This window comes from Bacillus sp. ISL-41, from assembly GCF_018613235.1.
Lineage (GTDB): Bacteria > Bacillota > Bacilli > Bacillales > Cytobacillaceae > Mesobacillus.
The window spans coordinates 21,601-40,588 of the sequence record NZ_JAGGQP010000010.1 but is presented as its reverse complement, the minus strand read 5'-3'; the positions used below and the strand labels follow the sequence as shown (position 1 = coordinate 40,588).

The window sequence follows — 18,988 nt, the reverse complement described above, 5'->3', positions numbered from 1 at the left end:
ATTTACCAGTTTATTTACTCGCAGCAATAGTGTATTCCCATGGAATATTTTCACCATTCCAACCACGGTGCTCTTCGAATTTTTTCAGTTTAAACCCTGCTGCAATGGAAGCATTAATGATTTCACTGATTGTATAGTATCTGACACGAACTTCAGGGAAGTTTTCTTGCTCTTGCTCACCAAAAAAATGTTTAAAGGCTACATCTCCGCTATGTATCTCTTCATCAAAATAGTTATCTTCAACTTGGTACTGACCGTCTGTTTTCTTTGTAATACATTTTCTAAAAGGATGGAAATCGCTTAAAACCAACAAACCATTAGTTTTTAGCATTGAATAAAGCAAGGACATTAAGCGGTTAAGATCGTGGAAGTAATGTAAGATGCCGCCTTCGAGATAAAGCATGTCAAAGTGGCCGCCATATTTGATCTGATCGATATCATATAGGTCTGTGACAATATACTCGATAGATGTCTTTGAGTGATTCGCCAACTCTAAAGCATACTGTTTATTCTCCTCTGATATATCAAATACGGTAACTTCCGCACCCAATAAAGCTAAAGGCACTGCTTTTCTGCCATTTGAACCACAAAGATTGGCAATCTTTTTTCCAGCAATGTTATCAAAATAAGACTTGTGTTTCTTTAGCTGTTCTAGCGGATTTTCAATGAGCCGCACAGCAAAATCCTCTGGTTCTCCATATCGCCTGTTCCAAAATTCATACGCCCGATATTCCCAGGCTCTCTTGTTCTGCTCTCCTGCTTCGCTGATGCTCATTTTTTATCACCTTAAAATAAGATTTGATAGAATCCTAAATTCCTTGGGAAGATCGATTGCTAAACCATTCTTGTATTTTGTTAAAAAGTTTGGGTTCGGAATCAGCAGTAATTTTCATTGGCTTGAATCCACCAAGCTCTACCACTTCTATGTTTTCTTCTCCCTCTATCTGTATGACGCAATAATCTTCAAATGGTGTGGCTAGGATTTTTACATTTTGACCAGGGTACAATTCTTGAATAGCATCAAGGTCTAGTTGTGACAGTTGCCAATCTTTTTGGACTTGTGTCTGTTCAACATCATCTTTGTCGTTTGACTTTTCATGATCACCGGAACTGTTCTGAGAAAGTTGAAGGTAAATTTTTTGCAGCAAGGTAATAACTTCAGAGAAACCTATGAAAAGCATACCTGTGACAAAGCTGGAAAACAGGGCAGTTAAAGTCATTCCCCCATTATCTGATTCCCCGGGACCCTCGATCGTTGCAAGGATAAAGCCGCCTATCATTATTGCTAATCCTATGATGCGAAGCACTTTGGCAACTGAATTTTGTTTTTCCATTTTTTCTCCCCCATTTGTAATACCGTAATTTTAAAACAATAAAGGAATATTTTTCCTAATCTCTATAATTCATTTTAACAGAATGAAGCGACATGTCAGTTATTTTCCTTTTATTCTTTTAAACAGTATGTTCAGGAAGCTGATTCCAGTTGCCAGCATGCCCAGGGTGTAAAAATTAATAAAAATCGTATTTGTATACTGATTCAACCAGGGAAAACGATATATTTTTGAAGAGGGTTCCTTAGGGGATCCACCTAAATCGTTTATTAGATTAGTTGCAAATTTATACTCTAAAATCAAAAAGATGATAAAAAGAGCAAATGCTCCCATACCGATCATTATAGATGAGCTGGATTTTATTCTAAGATTTCCTAACCCCTTCCATAAACTTATTGCAAAAAAAATAAAGATAATTAATGCAGGCCCGACAAATAAAAGCCCTAAATTGCCATTCCCTGATATCACATGGGGTTTAAAAGTAAATAAATCCACTAGGTAAACAAAGATAACACATAGGACGAACCACCATACCATCGATCTCATAAGAATCTCCTTAACTTCTCTTGTAGTGTCTCTTTACACCCATGACTTTACTGTAAAAAACCTTTTAATCTCAATAAATTTTCTTCCAGGAACAGAGCGTTTTTCTCAATTCCGCGGCGCTTGCACCAGCCAATGCTATTAAAGGCATCTGTGAATTGATAAAAAGGCAGGACAATGTCTAAGTCAATCAATGGGCGGATGGTGTTATAGCCGTCTTTATATGATTTATACAAAGAAAAGTCAAATCGTAAAAAATCACGATAAAGTTTTGTAAAGTCCATTTCTGTTGAACCAAACCGGACACTCTCAAAATCAATCATTCCTGATACTTTATTACCGTCAACGATTATATTGGCCGGTCGAAAATCCATATGTACAAAACTAGCTCCATCCGGAGATGGCAGCTGATGCTTCATATTTTCAAATTTTTCAATCGCTTGTCGGTATAATTGTGGATCCAAGACATCCTTTACATCCTCAGCAAAGCTGTAAAATTGCTTTTCAACAAAATTAGACCAATTCGGAAATTCATTTTGGATTCCATTCAATACCTTATCAGCAGGCGGTTGAATAGTATGCATCTCAGCTTGGAGGACTCCCACTTGAAACGCTGCTGATGGCGATGACTCCACTGTCAAAGGGCATCCTTCCAATTCAGATAATAAAAAAGCTCCAGGGCACTCTTCATCACCTGGCCAATAATCCAATAGTTCAGGAATGGACACTCTGCCTTTTAATATTTCATATGCTTCCAACTCGCGCTGGAACTTCAGTTTAGTATAAGGAATTTTCAAAAAAACAGTGTCACCCTTTGATAAAGTACATCTATAGACTGTTGAACTATGAGAATCTTCAACCTCGTTCATCGATTGTGTCTGCAAACCAAATTTCTGAATGACACGATTTAACATCTAACATCCCTCCTGTTTTATTACCTTTCTAAACTCACCGATTATCGAAGAAAAAGCCACCTTGAAGGCAGCTGGAAAAATTGTATCTTATTGGTTTAAAAGGATAGGAGATTTATGAGAAATATCTCCTTCCAAAACGATCTTATATTCATCATCCTTAATTTCAACAATTGTAAGGCTAGTGTCATGTATAAAAGGCGGATCCCATAATTTTTCAATAGGTGAATGATTGAAGATGGAAAATAAGGTTTTTATCATGACCGAATGAGTAACGATCAGGATGTTTCCTGTTAAGTGGTTGTTTTTAATTCTTCCCAGGATCTTTAACGCTCTTTTTCTAACGTCAATAAAGGTTTCTCCGCCAACTGGAACAAAAAGTTCTGGCGCATTCCAAAAATGATCAATTTCTATCGGGTTAGTTTCTCTAATTGAATCCATCGTTTGACCTTCCCAAATTCCCAGGTTCATTTCCCTGAGATGGTCATCGAAAATAACAGGTATATTTCGCTGGCCTTTTACTAGTTCAGTTGTAGTCTTTGTTCTTCCACTAGGACTCGAATATATCGCTTCAAATTCATTGTCCTTTAACCACTCGCCTAAAAACTCTGCATTTTTTTTGCCGTTTTCCGTCAGGTTCGAATCCAGCCATCCTTGCATTCTTTTTTCAGTATTCCAGATAGTTTCTCCGTGCCTTGTAATGTAAAGTTTTATCATCAAAAGTTCTCCTAATATGTACTCTCTCTAGATTAATTCTATTATTTTCGAAAAAATCCTCCATACTATTAAAAAAGCACTAACCTTCCAGGATCCACAACCTATTTATATCTGTCCAAAGCTTTTAAGGTTCATTCCAAAAGAGTGTAGTAACCATGAAAGGAATAACAATTGTAATAACTAAGATAATGCTATTACCGAATAAACCAATCTTTTTATATACACCTTTTTCAGCAAACGATGCCATAATAATCCCAGCTGCTGAGACAATAACTGCACCTATTAAAAAACTATCAAAACCTGAAAGTACAAGACCATATAACACGATCCCTACAAAAAATAATATAGTTGAAAACCCGCCTAATTTGCTTTTCATTATTAATCCTTCCACCTGTATCGATACCCCTTATAATAGATTTATGGTGCCATCTCAAGAAAATATTCTCTGATCTCTTCCGGTAACTCTTCAACGGCCAGTACTTTTAACCTTTCAGTTCCAGGTGTAGTCATCACCAAATAGGTCTTTTCATCGTATTCAAACAGTGTAAATTGGCTAATTCTATCAGCAGAAGTATCAAGCCTGTTAATGAATTCAAAGTCTTCTTCTTTAAAATTGCCCTCGTACCCCTTCAGCATTACCTTTTGAGCTTCTTCAAAACCATCCGCAAACGAAATAGCTTGATATAATTCAAGCGAATCTTTAGGTGTAAAGAAAAGAATGTAGTAAGCTTCCAGACCAAGAACTGAAATCATTAAGAATAATTCCCGCCGGTCTTTAAATGGTTTTTTTTGCATTAGACCCATATCAATATCTCCCTAGAATCATTTAAACTTATGGAATTTAACAAAATAGTGTGTAAACCTCTTCTGCTTACACGAACCACAGATCAGCAACATTCATTTTTTAAGTTCAACAATTGCACCAATGAGCCCTATAAAACCGCCAATTCCCAGCAAGGTTGGAACAAATGGCGAGTTGGTACTCCCAACAAATAATGCATAAACTCCCCAAATAAACAAAGTGAAACTGCTTATTAAAGCGATCACAATTCTTATCTTCTTGCTGCTGGAAGTTTCTTTCGACCCATTAACCATATTCAAACCAAACTCCTTAGGTTTCTGCTATTCCGACATGATAGGGTGAGAACCTTCTAAGCTATCAGAATGGCATACGCCAATTGCTTATGCATTTTATGTATTTGAGTAATCATCTGATTTCAAGACTAATCCTGAACCGGTCTTTCAAAGATGATCTCATAAGAAGTAGGTTTTCCGTGGCCATTGTATTCTAAAGGCAAAACTTGTACCAATCTCCAGCCCTCAGCCGCATACTCGCTAATCGTTTCCCTTTGTGTTGGCGAAGAGAAAAATCCTCCGAGTGAAGTTTCTACAAATTGATATTCGTACATTCATGACACCTCCAAGTCTAGTATTTTTAATTACGATTCATTGCTAAAAACGTTTCAAGATTCTTAAGCTAAATACCCACTTTGCTGTAAAATTCATTTTTAAGAATGCTCAATCGTAACCGATCGACAAATTCACCGTTTCTGAGTCTGTCTTCTCTCAGGATTCCTTCTTCAATGTATCCCATTTTTTTATAAGATTTAATAGCTTTCTCATTATCTATCTCCACCCTAAGCCATATCTTATTTAACTCCAATTCTTTAAATCCCCATAATAGCATTTCGTTCATCGCGTATAAGCCATACCCTTTACCCCAGTAACTTTTATCGCCTATCGCAATACCTAACTCTGCATGCTTGTTTAACTTATCGATATTCTTTAAATCAATCCAGCCGATGTGTTTACCCTCTTCGGTCATGATTGCTTTTTGTTCATATCCATTTGTTTTAGTCATACACATTTTTATCCATGTTTCTGTCTCTTCCATGCTGAAGGGAGGATATTTCTCTGGCATATTCAAATGTTTCGTTACTTCTTTATCCAGACACCAGTTATACCGATCCTCTGCATCCTGTAAAGTTAGGTCTCTTAAAACTACCTTTGGCATTACCGTTGTTGCCATTCAACTTCCCCCTATACAATTAACCATAAAATAAACTCTGTGAATCTATTATAAATGTTTTTCTGCTATTTTATTGCTAAAAATACCAATTATTCCATAAAACTTCGCTTCATGAAAAATCCATAAAAAAGAGAATGCCTTTTACGACACTCTCTTAAAAAGATTTTAATACCCGCTATCTGCTCCTGCAGGTACGATCCCATTATAATCTGTAAAATATCCAGCCAGAGGATAATACGGGATGTTATACCAGTCATCTGGGTTCACTTTTTCGACTTCACCGGTTACATATCCGTGTACCAATGATTTCAATGCTAGGTAATTCTGCTTTGTCAGGTAGCCATTTGACTTTTGGCCAAGGCTTCCATCAGAAGAGTTCCCTTTTGTTTCGAAAAATACTGCTGGATGGCTATGGCCTTCTGGATTCAGATTGTTGTAATTCAGCCCCATCATCATCGCTGAAACAACACCGCCCCTGATATCAATATCATAGCCGATTCCTGCTTTTCTATCCACAGCGACCTGGTAACGGTCAATGTGGGTATAACCGTAATCTTTCAACTCATCATAGACATACGCCATCATCTGCTTGGTAATCTTATTATATCCAGTACCAGGCAACGTTGGACCATCTGGAGCAAGTGAGATTCCAAGCGAGAAAGACGTGGATTCGTTCGTGCCATAAACTTGTTTCAGCCCCTGGTGATGTAGGTCAATAGCAAAATCAGGGTTTACGTCCGCCCAGTAGGCATAGACCACTTGGGATTCGACTGCTTCAAAACCCTCTGCAGTCCAATCTCGGTTTAAGTCGATCAATGTACCGCTACCCGTCAGCTTGGTATGACGGATGTTCATTTCTGCTCCATCCGGATTGTACATTGGGATGAAATAAAGTGTAGACTCTTCAAGAACCTTCTCAACATCCTTCTCCCCGCTCTGCGCGTAAGTCTTTAAAAGCTGGAGTGCTGCTTCGGTAACCAGTTTCTCATTACCGTGGATTTGCGCTTGAATCCAAATTTTCTGAGGGCCTGTCCCAACTTTTGCGACATAAATGCTTCTGCCCTGCTCTGATTTCCCATACTGGTCGAGTGTAAAAACATCAACCTTTCCTTTGCTCGTTCTCTCGATGTCTTCAAGGATCTTGACAACTTCCTGGTAAGATAAGGTGCTGTTAATGTTCGTTTTGCCGTTCGTGGATGGCCCGCCAGGCTGTAACGCGGCAAATGATGCCGAGCTGAATGCAAGCATCAGTATCAAAACAGCCGAGGTAATCTTCATTAATCTTTTTAACGATTCCATCTATGTAACCCCTCCGTCAAAGTTGTCGCCCCCTTTATATCTCCCCTCCTTTATATACCTTTCGGGACGCTAAATAAATAATAGTTTATGTTAGTACTATATTAATAGTGTAAAAAGAATGAATATTTAGACAATATAAGACAAGCTCTTTTTGGTCTTTAGACCTACTAATAATTAAAAGACCATAGTTTATATGTAGAACCCAACTTGCTAATTTCTATGTTTCCTTAAAAATAGGCTCTGTTAAACTTGGCTGTTGATTTTCGTTCCTGGCGCTTCGCTTTCCGCGGGGAAGAATTATGAAAAAGCCCTACTGCCGGCTTTTTCAAAGATCAAATTCTTCCTTGCAGTCGGGTGCATCCTCGGCGCTTTATGTGCCTGCGGGTCTCCCCATGACTTGCTCATCCCGCAGGACATTGATTGTGCTTCCTCGAATCTGCCCACGCACGATGGAAATGCGTTAGCATTTTCGGAGGAGTCTTCGCACATTCCACTGCAATCAACAGGGCTTTAAACAACATCGGGCTTTAACAGAGCCAAAAATAAAGAAAAAAAGCCGCTCATATGCTAGGTTGAATAAAACCCAGCATATGGTCGGCTTATTGTAATTATTATTTATTAATTTAACACTGCGTTGAACGATAATGAACTTAATCATTCAGTGTCTTAATCATGATCAAGTCTGTTTGTTCTTCATCCCCCATGAAAAAAGAATGCTCTCCAGTTTGGACAAACCCCAACTTTTTGTAAAAAGCGATGGCATTTTCATTCTTTTCCCATACACCGAGCCAGATTTTCTTTTTACCGCTGTCCATAGCTATTTCCATTGCCCTATTAAAAAGATACTTGCCAAGACCTTGCTTTTGAAATGTATTTTTCACATAAATCCTCTCAATTTCAAGAGCGTCATTACCCATCTCTTCAGTTTGAGCATCCTTGGTATTAACCTTTAAATATCCACCAACTTCATCATAGGAATATACGAAAAAGAATTGTGATGAAGGATTAGATAGCTCGCGTTCCAGTTGTTCTAAGTTAAATGCCTTCTCCAAATAGGCACTCATATTCTCAGGAGAATTTTGATCCTTAAAGGTCTCATTAAAGGTATCCATACTAATTTCTTGAAGTGTTTGCAAATCCTCAAGAGTGCACCTTTTTAAGTTTATTGTCATTTAGATTTTTAGCTCCTTTACACAATCCTTTAACTGAATTAGTAAACAACATTCCTTTGAATAGTACCATTAAGAAGAATATCTCTCCATATGCTGTCTATATAACTTCCAAACTCCCTGTTCTTTTTTAAATATTTCAATAGCCAATGCACTTGCTACTTTTTTGCCTGATAAATAAAAATCGACAATGGACGAAAAAATAATTTCATTTTCCGACCGAAGATTGCGAGTTAAATCTGTATACTGCCATTGAGGATTTTGCCCTTTATATGACTCAAATGTTTCAATATTTGACCTTTTATAAGAGTCCCCATTATAAACCTCGTATTCCCGGTCATTGTAATACCCGAAATATCCAACAAACTCATTTGATATCCATTTGTTCACTTCATTCACATTATTGGTGTTTAAAACAGAACGGTACTCCTCAACTGCTTTAATTGCTTCATTTAGCATAAGTTTGCCTCCTATATAAAACCCGCTTGTATATTTATTCCATTTAGGTCTTACACATTCCTTTTTATTAGACAATTAGATAATAAGGAACTCACTATTAGATCGAGATAGAGTCAGTTGAAATTCAATCCCTATCATTCTTTAGTCCCGACTCATTCTACAGCCTTTTTTACTGCATCTTCCAATACAGTTAGGAAGAAAGATTTAAAATTAAGAAAATTCAGCTAATTATTTGCTATCAATCTCCCTTTTCCCCTACCATTAGGATGATTCCAAAATTAAACAGGAGGGATTCACATGAAAAGATTCTTTCGGGTCGGGCTGTTTGCTCTGCTTAGTGTTCTGTTGCTCGCCGGTACCATGCCTGCATCGGGACTGGCAAAAAAACCGCAGTTCAGCTATGACCAGTACAGCCAGGTTGATGTTGGAAAAGATGGTATGGTTGCAACAGCACATCCTCTCGCATCCGAGATTGGTGCCGAGGTTCTTCGCAAAGGCGGAAATGCGATTGATGCTGCTGTTGCGATCCAGTTTGCACTAAATGTAGTGGAGCCCATGATGTCAGGAATCGGCGGCGGCGGTTTCATGATGGTTTATGACGGAAAAACAAAGGAAACCAAGATTGTGAACAGTCGTGAACGTGCTCCTGAAGGCGCGACACCAGAGATGTTCCTGGATGAGAACGGAAATCCAATTCCTTTCTCCATTCGGTCAGCAGGCGGTACAGCAGTTGGAGTGCCTGGTACACTGAAAGGCCTCGAAACAGCGCTTGACATGTGGGGAACTCGCCCGCTGCAACAGCTGATTGGGCCGGCCGTCAAACTCGCTGACAAGGGTTTCCCAATTGATTCGGTCCTGGCAGATGCGATTGCAGATAATCAGGACAAGTTATCACGATCTGCAGCAAGCGAGGTCTTCCTGCCTGGTGGAGAGCCGCTTCAAGAGGGAGATGTTCTTGTTCAGGACGATTTAGCTAAAACCTTTAAGCTGATCCGCTCACAAGGTGCGGACGCATTCTATAAAGGAGAAATCGCCGATGCGGTTGCAGACGTTGTCCAGGAATTCGGAGGTTCAATGACTCCAGAGGACTTGAAAAAGTATGATGTAACAGTGGATGAGCCGGTTTGGGGAGACTATCAAGGCTATGAAATTGCCAGCATGCCACCACCAAGCTCAGGCGGAGTCTTCCTCTTGCAGATGCTGAAAATACTTGACGATTTCAATCTGTCGCAATATGATGTTAGATCTGCTGAAAAGTACCACCTTCTCGCCGAAGCTATGCACCTTGCCTATGCTGACCGAGCTGCATACGCTGGGGATCCTGAATTTGTCAATGTGCCTGTGAATGGACTTCTCCACCCTGATTACATCAAAGAGCGCCAGGAACTGATCAGTCTGGATTCAGTCAATCAGAATCCGACAGCTGGCGACCCGTGGAAGTACGAAGATTCCGAAGCTAACTATGCACCGGCAAGCCAGCCAAATGATCGGAAATATGGAGAAACCACCCACTTTTCTGTAACAGACAGATGGGGTAATGTCGTCTCCTACACAACAACCATTGAACAGGTTTTTGGAACGGGCATCATGGTGCCTGGTTATGGATTCATGCTGAACAATGAATTGACCGACTTCGATGCAGTCCCTGGCGGCGCGAATGAAGTGCAGCCAAGCAAACGTCCATTGAGCAGCATGACACCGACAATCGTTTTTGATAACGAAGATGAACCAGTCTTAACTGTTGGCTCTCCTGGAGGCCCAACAATCATAACCTCAGTACTGCAAACCATTATCCATGCGATTGAGTACGATATGGAACTCAAGGAAGCAGTTGAGGAGCCTAGAATCTACACAAATAATCTAAATTCCTACCGTTATGAAGACGGCATTAGCGCTGATACGCTAAGCCAACTGAATGCCATGGGTCATAAATTTGGTCCTAATCCAACCACGATTGGAAATGTACAGAGCATCCTGATAGACCGCGAGAACGGAATCTTCAAAGGAGTCGCTGACTCAAGCCGAAACGGAGCGGCGATTGGTATCGATCTGAAAGGAAAACGAAAATAGAACCAAAAACAAGTGCGAGAGTTTCCTAACAGATTCTCTTACCTGTAAAAAAACTTAATTTAAGCAAGGCAAATAGACCATTGAATATAATTATATTTGATGGTCTATTTTTATTCCTCTTGTAATACAATTCATGCAGCACTAATAAATTTTTTCGTTCAGTTAAAAAATGGATTACATTGCAAATCCAATGTAATCCATAGTTTCTTATATTTTTCATATTACCAAAACGGAAACTACTTTTTTCTAGTTTTACCGCCTTCTGCTTCGCTTCCGCAAGAACGCTGGAATTTCATTCGAGTCGTCTGGCTGCTGGGTACCCCGTTCATAATTCGCTGGCTCATCGTAGGCAGGCTGATTGCTGTATTGGCCGGACTGGCCGTAGTTTTGGGGAAGACCGTAATTCCCCGATTCAGCATAGACAACAGGCTCTCGCTGTCTCGATTGAGCATGGTATTGCTCACGGGAATTAGCAATCATGTTTCCAGGACGTCGGGATGAGTTCGATGGCGGAGCTTCCTCCTCATCATGATCGAAGCCGGTAGCAATCACGGTCACCATAATTTCATTTTTCAGGTTTTCATTGATGACCGATCCAAAGATCATGTTTAGCTGATCATCTGTTGCAGCCGCCACAATATCGGCCGCTTCCTGGACTTCATACAAACTGAGATTCACGCCGCCGGTGATGTTCATCAGCACTCCTTTCGCGCCATTGATGCTAGTTTCAAGCAGCGGTGAGGAAATGGCCTTTTTGGCAGCTTCGGCAGCACGGTCATCGCCTGAAGCCACTCCGATGCCCATAAGCGCCGTTCCATTATGCGACATAATCGTTTTCACGTCAGCAAAATCCAGGTTAATCAACCCTGGCACGGCGATCAAGTCGGAAATGCCCTGGACACCCTGCCTGAGGACATTGTCCGCCTCACGGAAGGCTTCAAGCATTGGTGTTTTCTTGTCGACGATTTCCAGCAATCGCTCGTTTGGGATGATGATTAAGGTATTAACGGCTTTCTTCATCTCTTCAATTCCGGCTGCCGCATTTTGTGCCCGCTTGCGCCCTTCAAAAGTGAACGGACGAGTCACTACTCCAATTGTAAGTGCGCCAAGTTCGCGTGCAATATGGGCAATCTCCGGCGCAGCTCCGGTCCCGGTTCCGCCGCCCATTCCGGCCGTTACGAATACCATGTCCGCACCTTGCAAGACATCCCTGATCTGATTCCTGCTTTCCTCGACAGCCTTTTTGCCGATTTCAGGATTGGCTCCGGCCCCCAGGCCCCTGGTCAGCGAACCGCCAATTTGCATCGTGACCTCCGCTTTTGACATATTGAGAGCCTGCGCATCGGTATTCACAGAAATGAACTCCACCCCCTGCACGCCATCCTCTATCATCCGGTTCACGGCATTATTTCCGCCTCCGCCAACCCCAATTACTTTTATAGTGGCAAATTGATCGATATTAGTGTCAAATTCTAGCATATGTAGTCCCCCTAATTAGCTTCTGAATTGCCCCCTATTTTTCTCTGTACCTATACAATTCGCCACCGGCTCGGCAATTCCGTCTTTTTCTGCGAATTGTTAAAGAACTGTAATTCTACAGTAATAATTAAGTAGTTCAAGAATCTTATGTACCAGGATTACTCTCCCCTTCATTAATCCCAACACCTAGAAAACACTTATTCTTTATTTGGAATTATGGTTCTAATTGAATAATCCTGCATCTTCACCTTAATATGGATTACAACAGTAAGGAGTTAATTTTTTTTCAGAAAAAAATGGTATAAATAAAAATGCCCAAACCCATATTTACCAAGGGGATGGACATTTATTTAAGTATTCTTACTGAATCGTTAATGTATTTTACATGCATTTTTATTTTCATTTTTTTGAGGAATGCTGCTCTTCTTTATTAACAAGAATTATTTAGAAATTACTTAGAATTAATGTCTTGTTCAAGTTTCTCTATCTCTCTATAATCCAGAGGAGGATTCAATACCTTATGAATTCCTCCCCCTGCAACAACATCCCGTTCAAAGATATACAAACCTAAGTCTCCATCTTTATAACCAAGGAATAGTTCAAACCGTTCACTCGGATGATCTGAACTCCAGCCCCCTTTTGTCGTAAGTCTTACCCGATATTGACTAAGAAAGTCTGAGAGTCTATTAATTGTTTCATCTTCTGCTTTTATAAGTTCAAATGTCTCAGGCCGATTATCCCCAAGTACAATATAAATTTTCTCAACACGGTTTATATCTACTAAATCAGCTAAATTTTGCGCGCGATATTTATAAAGATTAAAAAAAATGACGGCAATGAATATTAATAACAAAGAACCATACAAATATCTCCTCAAAATTTTCACCCCCACCTTTTAAAGGAAAACCTTTCTTGTACTGCCCCCCTTATGAACAATAACAAGGTCCACGAAGCTGTAATCTCTACGGGATTTTCACAGCTAATACTGTAAGGCAGTTTTTATACTATTAGCTCATGGACTACGCCACCTAAATACATAAACAAGCCAATTAAAGCCAAACAAAAACCTATAATGAATGTCCATGGATTATCTTCTTTTTCTCTATCAAAAGTTCCATAAGTTAAGAAACAAAAGATGATGGTTATAATGGGAAAAGCAACATAAATTGGTCAAAAGGCAAAAGATACCCCACCTATAAACATTGATATGATGCCAAAAGGGTTTTGTCCCTTAATACGATTTATATATTCCCTGTCTGCTTCTGAAAGGCCATCATTATCTTCATAATATAATCTCTCTTTAAGTTTTGTTAAACCAAAGTAATCACTTACTTTGTTAAAGAATTTCATAAGTCCCCCTCAACCCTTGAAGCATTAAATTTGCCTGATTAGGCAGCTAGTCAAACTTAAACTCACTTAACCTTTTTTACCGAAAAGGAAGTTATGAAATCATTGATACTCCTATAAACTTCATCTGGTTGGACCTTGAAATCGATTGTCTGATAATTTGGCAGCCAATGTACTCCAATTGTAAGTACATTCGCTTGTTTACCAGCCATAATATCAGCGTCGCTATCTCCAAGGAAAACAGCCTCATTGGGGAAAACGTTTAGATATTCCATTGCTTTTAAAATTCCCTCTGGGTGAGGTTTTGGAAACTCTACGTCATCGCCCGTTATGATTATATCAAAGAAGTTATGTAACCCAAGACACTCTAAAGATATGTCGAGACTTCTTCTTGCTTTTCCCGTTACTATCCCAAGTTTATACCCCTTTGTTTTTAACAGGCTAAGTAAAGCGTTTATGTCCTCATTATTCTGAACGAAATTTTTATGTCGTTCCTTATATATTTCATAATATAACTCAATAGCTTCGTCATACTTATTATTTTTAAGGTTTTCACGGATAATGCCAGTCTCTGAGGGTCCGAACATTGCCTTAATTTCCTCCGATGTAACCTCTCGATTATCAAATTTCATAAACACAGATTCAAATGCCATGAAACACACCGGTAATGTATCAGCAAGTGTACCATCAAAGTCAAAAATAACTGCTTTAATAACAACCACATCCTCTTTCTTTTTCCAATACATTACCTTTTCTACACTATGTAATAATTTTCCTTCTTAAACATTATCGCTTCATTTGTTGATAAAGAATTCAACAAAAAGGTGCCTGAATCCTTATGGGATCAAAGCACCGGTTTGTAAGACAAGGAGATCATTTAAACCAACCTTATGATCTAATTAACTTTAAATTAGGATAACAAGTCCAAAAAGAAAATAAAAAATAGCAGCTAATGCTTTCCCTTTTGATCTTCTATTTTCAGTGACCAAAGCAACACATAGAATAGTGAAAAGAGCAAAGCCGACAAGTCTTAATTGACCAGAAAACGGTCCTATTTTATGTAATATCAATACAATAATTGAAAAAATGGCCAAAGGTATATAAAACCTGTTGTATCTTGGATTCATCTGTTAACTCCTCTCACCAAATTATCTTATTAGTATTTATTCGTTCCCTAAATAACCTTCTTGAGTATTCTCGTAGTTTCATCCTTTTGTATCCTTTTGGGATATCCATTGCCTAATCACAAAACTCTAAGACCTTCCATCCTCTCTCCAAGAATATAGTGCGAAAACCATATCAAATTTTGCTTCATAATAGCCACATTCATTCCTGGCTGGTCAGAACTATATGCCATACCTTTAAATATGATTAATTCTGTATCCACATCCATATCCCTTAGTCCTTGATATAGCTCATTTGCATTTGAGTTTGGAACTCTCGCATCCATTTCGCCATGCTGGATTAAAGTGGGAGTGCGGGCTGATTTAATATATGTCATTGGTGAAGTTTTCCTATATATCTCTGGATCATTCCATGGGTTATTTCCTAGGTACATCTTAATAACATTAGGTGTGTCTGTATTTACATAATGGTTACTCCAATTTGTAATTCCTCCACCGACTGAAACTGCCCTAAATCTATCACTATATGTAGAACAGAAGGCTGATATATATCCACCTTGGCTCCACCCCATTACCCCTGCTCGGTCCTTATCTGCAATACCCATGTCAACAAGTCTGTCTACCCCGGATATGACATCCTGGTAGTCACCAATTCCCAGATTTCTATAGTTTGCTTTTAAAAATTCACTCCCATATCCTGAACTTCCTTTATAGTTTGGTTCTAAAACGATAAAGCCCTTTTCAATAAATTGCTCAACAGGATATTTTTCATTGAAGCAGCCTGAATGGATCGGGAAAGATGCCCAATTTGGACCGCCATGGATAAGTACCAATAAAGGATATTTTTTATTAGGATCGAAGTCTGCCGGCGTAGATAAAACCCCTTCTATTACAAGATCATCACTGCTTTTCCATGAGATGATTTCCCTGTTACTTTTAAGCTTTCCTTTGAAAAAGCTATTTTCATTCGTTATCTTTTTTTCATCTAAATAGATTTCAAAGGTTTCATTTGCTGCAGCCTTGCTATAGGATAGATGATTTCCATCCTTTGTTATGGATGCTTCCAATATAAAACCATCAGCTTTTTCGCTTAACATTTCCACAGTGCCATTCTCAGATAATAACCCAATAAGATAATTAGTTTTATTCTGGCACTTAATTAAAATCCCTTTAGCTGTCCACCGTAATGGAATAACCGTACTATCAAAATCTTTTAAAGGCTGAATGACCTCTCCGCTATTAATATCATGTATGTATAGTGTACTGTCTCCTATGTGCGTCTTATAATAACTTTTCTCCCTTATGCTTGCTGAGTAGCATATTTTGTTGCCTTCAGGAGAAATGCAAACACTCGTACCCAATAGTTTATCAACATTCATCTTTTGCAGCCCGCCAGTTTTCATATCTAGTATATATAGGTCTAAATTCTGCTCATCTTCACCAGACGGGCTTGGTGCAGCCATAAACACAACCTTTTGTCCATCGTTAGAAATATCAAATTCATAGATATGAAAATCCTTGCCGTCAGTCAGTTGATGCGGAACGGTTTTTACATTAACCTTACCAGCATAACTAGAATCTTCTGGACCCTCATATGTATTTTTTATTTCAATGTAATATAAACAATGGTTCTGGTATTCCTTGCCTACATGTTGGAAGTCTCCATATATCTCCGTGCGTTTCTTGACTTCCTCGGATTCGTTTGACTGCGCAACATAATAAAAACCCTTGCCAGCAGGATCCCATTTGAATCTACTTACTCCTTCTTTATCATCAGTTATTTGAACTCCTCCTAAGCCATCTAATGACTCAACAAAGATTTGATCTTTCTTCTCATACCCATCACCGACTGAACTAAGGTATGCAATATGTCTAGAGTCTGGTGACCATAATGGCGATGTACCCTCTAAACCGTTGGTTGTTAATGCGTAACATTTCCCCTGACTTTTTTCATATATCCATATGTGATTCCTATATTTATTACCTTCCCAGTCAGCTGTATTTTTGACAAAGGCGACGTTTTTGCCATCTTCACTTATGTTTATGCCTGATAAGGTTGGTAATGAAATAAGCTCTTCTATTGTAAGATATGATTTTTCATTCATTGTCATTAATAAATCTCCTAATCTTTATTGCTATTGTCCAAGACTTGGATGATAGCTATATAGAATTTTAACTGGCTATTTGCATTACTATTTATTCTTACTTCTCAGTGAAAATCTCTTTACTAAATTTAGCTTGTAGCCTATACCTAAATAAACGAATACCCCCGTAGAAATGGAGATGATTGAAGTTACTGCAGCACGAGAATATATACTCAAACCTTTTGGCAACCATAGTTCTGAAAAAAGCTTTACACACCAGACAGCCATTGACATCGTCAAAACTAATAAGAAAATTCCCTTTAAGGTTTTAAGTAAAGGTGATAACTTCAATTGAATTGCTTTCTTAATGATGAAAATGTTGAATAGAATAGAGATCATAAAGCCAAAGTAAGTCGCTAAAATCGGGCTTGCTTCCTTAAAATATGGTACGAGTATATAGTTTAAAACGATCTTCAAAAAAACTCCCAAAAGGATTCCTATGATTAATTTCTTTTGTTCATTTATTCCTTGCATAATAGCAGCTGTTACTGTAAACATAGCAAAAAATACTGCGGCTAAAGAGTACCATTGCAAAAGATTCCCGCCTAGCTCAGGACTGTTTTCAACCCCAAAAATCATGATATAAATTGGATTGCCGAGAATACATAGGCCCATAGCAGCTGGAAGAGTAAAGAACACAATTATTTGGATGGTTTCAGAAATCTTATTCCGCACTTCTAGTATTCTTTCTCCAATAAAATCTGAGGTTATACCCGGTATCAAAGACATGCCGAATGCTGTAGCCAATGACACAGGTATCATCACGAGAATTTGCGCTAATCCAATAACTGAATTAATAGTTTCCGCTTCATTTAACTTGTATCCTATAGACTGAAACAATTTATTAATGGTAAAGGTATCAATATTTTGATAGATGGGGATTGCCAGTCCTGTAATGACAAATGGAATTGCATATCCAATCAATTCCCTTAACATTGAGATCACTTTTAGGTCTTTGTTATTTGGACTGATATCTCTTTGTTTCTTTATTAATTCTCTTCGTTTATAAAAAATGAATAATAAAACTAAAAATCCTGCTACCCCACCGATAAAGGCGGCAAAGGTGGCAATCCCTACAGCATTGGTAACGGAACGGTTAAATATGTGGATGGTAATATATGCGCCTGCCAAGATAAAGACAATCCTGACTACCTGCTCTACCACTGTACTTAATGCCGAAGGACCCATTGATTGGCTTCCTTGGAAGTATCCCCTGAAAATACTCATTGCTGGAATAATTAACAAAGCAAAACTGACGAGCCGAATTACATACTGAACATCCTCTACAGAATTACCTGTTTGATCATTAGTCCCAATTAGTACACTTGCTAAGAATGGTGCCGAAAAATACAAAGCAGCAAATGAGATAATACCACTTATGACCATTAAATACATTCCATATCTTAATAGAGTCAAACCCACTCTATAATTGCCTAATTCATTATATTTCGAAACAATTTTAGAAACGGCAAGTGGAAGACCTATTGTTGAAATACTTAATAGAATCGTGTAAGGACCATAGGCATACTTATATAAAACATATCCTTGAGTTCCAACGAGAGCCGTGAATGGGATGATATAGATAAAGCCCAGAATCTTGGATATCAGGCTGGCTGCCGTTAAAAAGAAAGTCCCTCTTATAAATTTGCTCTCCACTGAAACACCTCTATTAATCACAACTATGTTTAGCAATTCTTTCCCATTGCGCTGATTCTCTTATTAACTCTATATTAACATATTTATCCATTCAAGTTTCATTAGCTAGCAACTAAACAAAAGTGCGCTAATCCTCCCAAGATCAGCGCACTCAACAATTTAATATTTATTCACATCAACTAATTGGATTTATCCGAAGTTTCATTGAACAGGAACCCATATTTCCATCTCATATTCTTCGCTTTCTTCTTTTCCAATCATATTAACTTTCACAATTTCAATTTCAGGCATGCCCACTTTTATCGTATACCCTTCCTCATCAAAGACTCTCCATAAATCCCAATAAGTGTTTGGAATTTTCTTGGAAGGACCTACATGTGTAAATACAACATATTTTTGTTCCGGAAAGGTATGTAAGGTCATTCCCTTTTCTATTTTGTAGTAATTAACAGATTCAATTTCAATCCCACAAGTATAAAAGTAATGGTCACTTCTTGGAGGTAAACATACCCCCACTATTTCTTTTATACTGCTATCGATGAATTTGTTTGCCCTCTCCCATAATCGCGGAATTGGATACACCATTTCACCATCCCACTTGCCCGCAGCACTATAACCTACTAGAACAAATGAATTTTTTATAACTTCCTTAAATTTCATAGAAACCCCCAATTAAATAGTTACTGAGCAATCTTAGGGTCTAGTATATT

The 18,988-nt window shown here is 38.6% G+C and carries 22 protein-coding genes; 1 reads left to right on the top strand and 21 read right to left on the bottom strand.

All coding sequences use genetic code 11. From position 1 onward, the window contains the following. Window positions 1-10: 10 nt before the first annotated feature. From J7I80_RS04660 to J7I80_RS04600, 13 genes are all read right to left on the bottom strand, one after another. Window positions 11-775, bottom strand: coding sequence for a class I SAM-dependent methyltransferase (locus J7I80_RS04660; protein ID WP_251027599.1), 765 nt, complete (start codon window positions 773-775; stop codon window positions 11-13). Window positions 776-809: 34 nt separating this feature from the next. Beyond that, window positions 810-1,334 carry a hypothetical protein gene (locus J7I80_RS04655; RefSeq protein ID WP_214736221.1) on the bottom strand — a complete coding sequence of 175 codons (525 nt, stop codon included), beginning with the start codon at window positions 1,332-1,334 and terminating at the stop codon, window positions 810-812. Window positions 1,335-1,433: 99 nt separating this feature from the next. Then, entirely contained in the window at window positions 1,434-1,877 is a 444-nt protein-coding gene (locus J7I80_RS04650) for a hypothetical protein (protein WP_214736220.1), read from the bottom strand. Between the two features lie 47 nt (window positions 1,878-1,924). After that, a complete protein-coding gene (locus tag J7I80_RS04645) occupies window positions 1,925-2,788 on the bottom strand; it encodes a phosphotransferase family protein (RefSeq protein ID WP_214736219.1) in 864 nt (287 codons plus the stop codon). 87 nt (window positions 2,789-2,875) lie between these two features. Next, window positions 2,876-3,502, bottom strand: a complete 627-nt coding sequence (locus tag J7I80_RS04640; RefSeq protein ID WP_214736305.1) for a histidine phosphatase family protein — start codon at window positions 3,500-3,502, stop codon at window positions 2,876-2,878. Window positions 3,503-3,626: 124 nt separating this feature from the next. Next, window positions 3,627-3,878 carry a hypothetical protein gene (locus J7I80_RS04635; protein ID WP_214736218.1) on the bottom strand — a complete coding sequence of 84 codons (252 nt, stop codon included), beginning with the start codon at window positions 3,876-3,878 and terminating at the stop codon, window positions 3,627-3,629. Between the two features lie 41 nt (window positions 3,879-3,919). Further along, window positions 3,920-4,306 (bottom strand): hypothetical protein, encoded by a 387-nt coding sequence (locus J7I80_RS04630; RefSeq protein ID WP_214736217.1) that lies wholly within the window; start codon window positions 4,304-4,306, stop codon window positions 3,920-3,922. 93 nt (window positions 4,307-4,399) lie between these two features. Next, complete coding sequence (locus J7I80_RS04625) at window positions 4,400-4,603, bottom strand: hypothetical protein (protein ID WP_214736216.1); 204 nt, start codon at window positions 4,601-4,603, stop codon at window positions 4,400-4,402. A gap of 122 nt (window positions 4,604-4,725) precedes the next feature. Beyond that, on the bottom strand, window positions 4,726-4,911 hold the full coding sequence (locus J7I80_RS04620) for a DUF4177 domain-containing protein (protein ID WP_214736215.1): 186 nt from the start codon (window positions 4,909-4,911) through the stop codon (window positions 4,726-4,728). Window positions 4,912-4,979: 68 nt separating this feature from the next. Continuing rightward, window positions 4,980-5,531 carry a GNAT family N-acetyltransferase gene (locus J7I80_RS04615; protein ID WP_214736214.1) on the bottom strand — a complete coding sequence of 184 codons (552 nt, stop codon included), beginning with the start codon at window positions 5,529-5,531 and terminating at the stop codon, window positions 4,980-4,982. 165 nt (window positions 5,532-5,696) lie between these two features. Then, a complete protein-coding gene (locus J7I80_RS04610; protein WP_251027598.1) occupies window positions 5,697-6,830 on the bottom strand; it encodes a M14 family zinc carboxypeptidase in 1,134 nt (377 codons plus the stop codon). A gap of 650 nt (window positions 6,831-7,480) precedes the next feature. Then, entirely contained in the window at window positions 7,481-8,002 is a 522-nt protein-coding gene (gene paiA, locus J7I80_RS04605) for a spermidine/spermine N(1)-acetyltransferase (protein ID WP_214736213.1), read from the bottom strand. Between the two features lie 69 nt (window positions 8,003-8,071). After that, window positions 8,072-8,458: a DUF4440 domain-containing protein gene (locus tag J7I80_RS04600; protein WP_214736212.1), complete on the bottom strand. Its 387-nt coding sequence runs from the start codon at window positions 8,456-8,458 to the stop codon at window positions 8,072-8,074. A gap of 297 nt (window positions 8,459-8,755) precedes the next feature. Here J7I80_RS04600 and ggt point away from each other — a divergent pair, with 297 nt between their 5' ends. Continuing rightward, entirely contained in the window at window positions 8,756-10,528 is a 1,773-nt protein-coding gene (gene ggt, locus J7I80_RS04595; RefSeq protein WP_214736211.1) for a gamma-glutamyltransferase, read from the top strand. 252 nt (window positions 10,529-10,780) lie between these two features. On the opposite strand, the gene ftsZ is transcribed toward ggt, so the two are convergent. The 8 genes from ftsZ to J7I80_RS04555 all read right to left on the bottom strand — a co-directional run bounded on the left by ftsZ (window position 10,781) and on the right by J7I80_RS04555 (window position 18,938). Then, a complete protein-coding gene (gene ftsZ, locus J7I80_RS04590; protein WP_214736210.1) occupies window positions 10,781-12,007 on the bottom strand; it encodes a cell division protein FtsZ in 1,227 nt (408 codons plus the stop codon). A 451-nt stretch (window positions 12,008-12,458) separates the two neighbouring features. Next, window positions 12,459-12,884, bottom strand: coding sequence for a hypothetical protein (locus J7I80_RS04585; RefSeq protein WP_214736209.1), 426 nt, complete (start codon window positions 12,882-12,884; stop codon window positions 12,459-12,461). Between the two features lie 293 nt (window positions 12,885-13,177). Then, on the bottom strand, window positions 13,178-13,357 hold the full coding sequence (locus J7I80_RS04580) for a hypothetical protein (protein WP_214736208.1): 180 nt from the start codon (window positions 13,355-13,357) through the stop codon (window positions 13,178-13,180). 62 nt (window positions 13,358-13,419) lie between these two features. Beyond that, on the bottom strand, window positions 13,420-14,100 hold the full coding sequence (locus J7I80_RS04575; RefSeq protein ID WP_214736207.1) for an HAD family hydrolase: 681 nt from the start codon (window positions 14,098-14,100) through the stop codon (window positions 13,420-13,422). 159 nt (window positions 14,101-14,259) lie between these two features. After that, on the bottom strand, window positions 14,260-14,481 hold the full coding sequence (locus J7I80_RS04570; RefSeq protein ID WP_214736206.1) for a hypothetical protein: 222 nt from the start codon (window positions 14,479-14,481) through the stop codon (window positions 14,260-14,262). Between the two features lie 116 nt (window positions 14,482-14,597). Next, window positions 14,598-16,589, bottom strand: a complete 1,992-nt coding sequence (locus tag J7I80_RS04565) for a S9 family peptidase (RefSeq protein ID WP_214736205.1) — start codon at window positions 16,587-16,589, stop codon at window positions 14,598-14,600. 81 nt (window positions 16,590-16,670) lie between these two features. Then, window positions 16,671-18,278 carry a putative polysaccharide biosynthesis protein gene (locus J7I80_RS04560; RefSeq protein ID WP_214736204.1) on the bottom strand — a complete coding sequence of 536 codons (1,608 nt, stop codon included), beginning with the start codon at window positions 18,276-18,278 and terminating at the stop codon, window positions 16,671-16,673. Between the two features lie 201 nt (window positions 18,279-18,479). Beyond that, complete coding sequence (locus J7I80_RS04555) at window positions 18,480-18,938, bottom strand: GyrI-like domain-containing protein (protein ID WP_214736203.1); 459 nt, start codon at window positions 18,936-18,938, stop codon at window positions 18,480-18,482. Window positions 18,939-18,988 lie beyond the last annotated feature (50 nt).

Bases quoted from the DNA above. Each gene is read 5' to 3' on its own strand.
- J7I80_RS04635 (WP_214736218.1), bottom strand. From the start codon at position 3,878: ATGAAAAGCAAATTAGGCGGGTTTTCAACTATATTATTTTTTGTAGGG.
- J7I80_RS04645 (WP_214736219.1), bottom strand. From the start codon at position 2,788: ATGTTAAATCGTGTCATTCAGAAATTTGGTTTGCAGACACAATCGATG.
- J7I80_RS04580 (WP_214736208.1), bottom strand. From the start codon at position 13,357: ATGAAATTCTTTAACAAAGTAAGTGATTACTTTGGTTTAACAAAACTT.
- J7I80_RS04600 (WP_214736212.1), bottom strand. From the start codon at position 8,458: ATGCTAAATGAAGCAATTAAAGCAGTTGAGGAGTACCGTTCTGTTTTA.
- paiA (WP_214736213.1), bottom strand. From the start codon at position 8,002: ATGACAATAAACTTAAAAAGGTGCACTCTTGAGGATTTGCAAACACTT.
- J7I80_RS04610 (WP_251027598.1), bottom strand. From the start codon at position 6,830: ATGGAATCGTTAAAAAGATTAATGAAGATTACCTCGGCTGTTTTGATA.
- J7I80_RS04575 (WP_214736207.1), bottom strand. From the start codon at position 14,100: ATGTATTGGAAAAAGAAAGAGGATGTGGTTGTTATTAAAGCAGTTATT.
- J7I80_RS04565 (WP_214736205.1), bottom strand. From the start codon at position 16,589: ATGACAATGAATGAAAAATCATATCTTACAATAGAAGAGCTTATTTCA.
- ftsZ (WP_214736210.1), bottom strand. From the start codon at position 12,007: ATGCTAGAATTTGACACTAATATCGATCAATTTGCCACTATAAAAGTA.
- J7I80_RS04655 (WP_214736221.1), bottom strand. From the start codon at position 1,334: ATGGAAAAACAAAATTCAGTTGCCAAAGTGCTTCGCATCATAGGATTA.
- J7I80_RS04620 (WP_214736215.1), bottom strand. From the start codon at position 4,911: ATGTACGAATATCAATTTGTAGAAACTTCACTCGGAGGATTTTTCTCT.
- J7I80_RS04660 (WP_251027599.1), bottom strand. From the start codon at position 775: ATGAGCATCAGCGAAGCAGGAGAGCAGAACAAGAGAGCCTGGGAATAT.
- J7I80_RS04615 (WP_214736214.1), bottom strand. From the start codon at position 5,531: ATGGCAACAACGGTAATGCCAAAGGTAGTTTTAAGAGACCTAACTTTA.
- J7I80_RS04630 (WP_214736217.1), bottom strand. From the start codon at position 4,306: ATGGGTCTAATGCAAAAAAAACCATTTAAAGACCGGCGGGAATTATTC.
- J7I80_RS04640 (WP_214736305.1), bottom strand. From the start codon at position 3,502: ATGATAAAACTTTACATTACAAGGCACGGAGAAACTATCTGGAATACT.
- ggt (WP_214736211.1), top strand. From the start codon at position 8,756: ATGAAAAGATTCTTTCGGGTCGGGCTGTTTGCTCTGCTTAGTGTTCTG.
- J7I80_RS04650 (WP_214736220.1), bottom strand. From the start codon at position 1,877: ATGAGATCGATGGTATGGTGGTTCGTCCTATGTGTTATCTTTGTTTAC.
- J7I80_RS04555 (WP_214736203.1), bottom strand. From the start codon at position 18,938: ATGAAATTTAAGGAAGTTATAAAAAATTCATTTGTTCTAGTAGGTTAT.
- J7I80_RS04570 (WP_214736206.1), bottom strand. From the start codon at position 14,481: ATGAATCCAAGATACAACAGGTTTTATATACCTTTGGCCATTTTTTCA.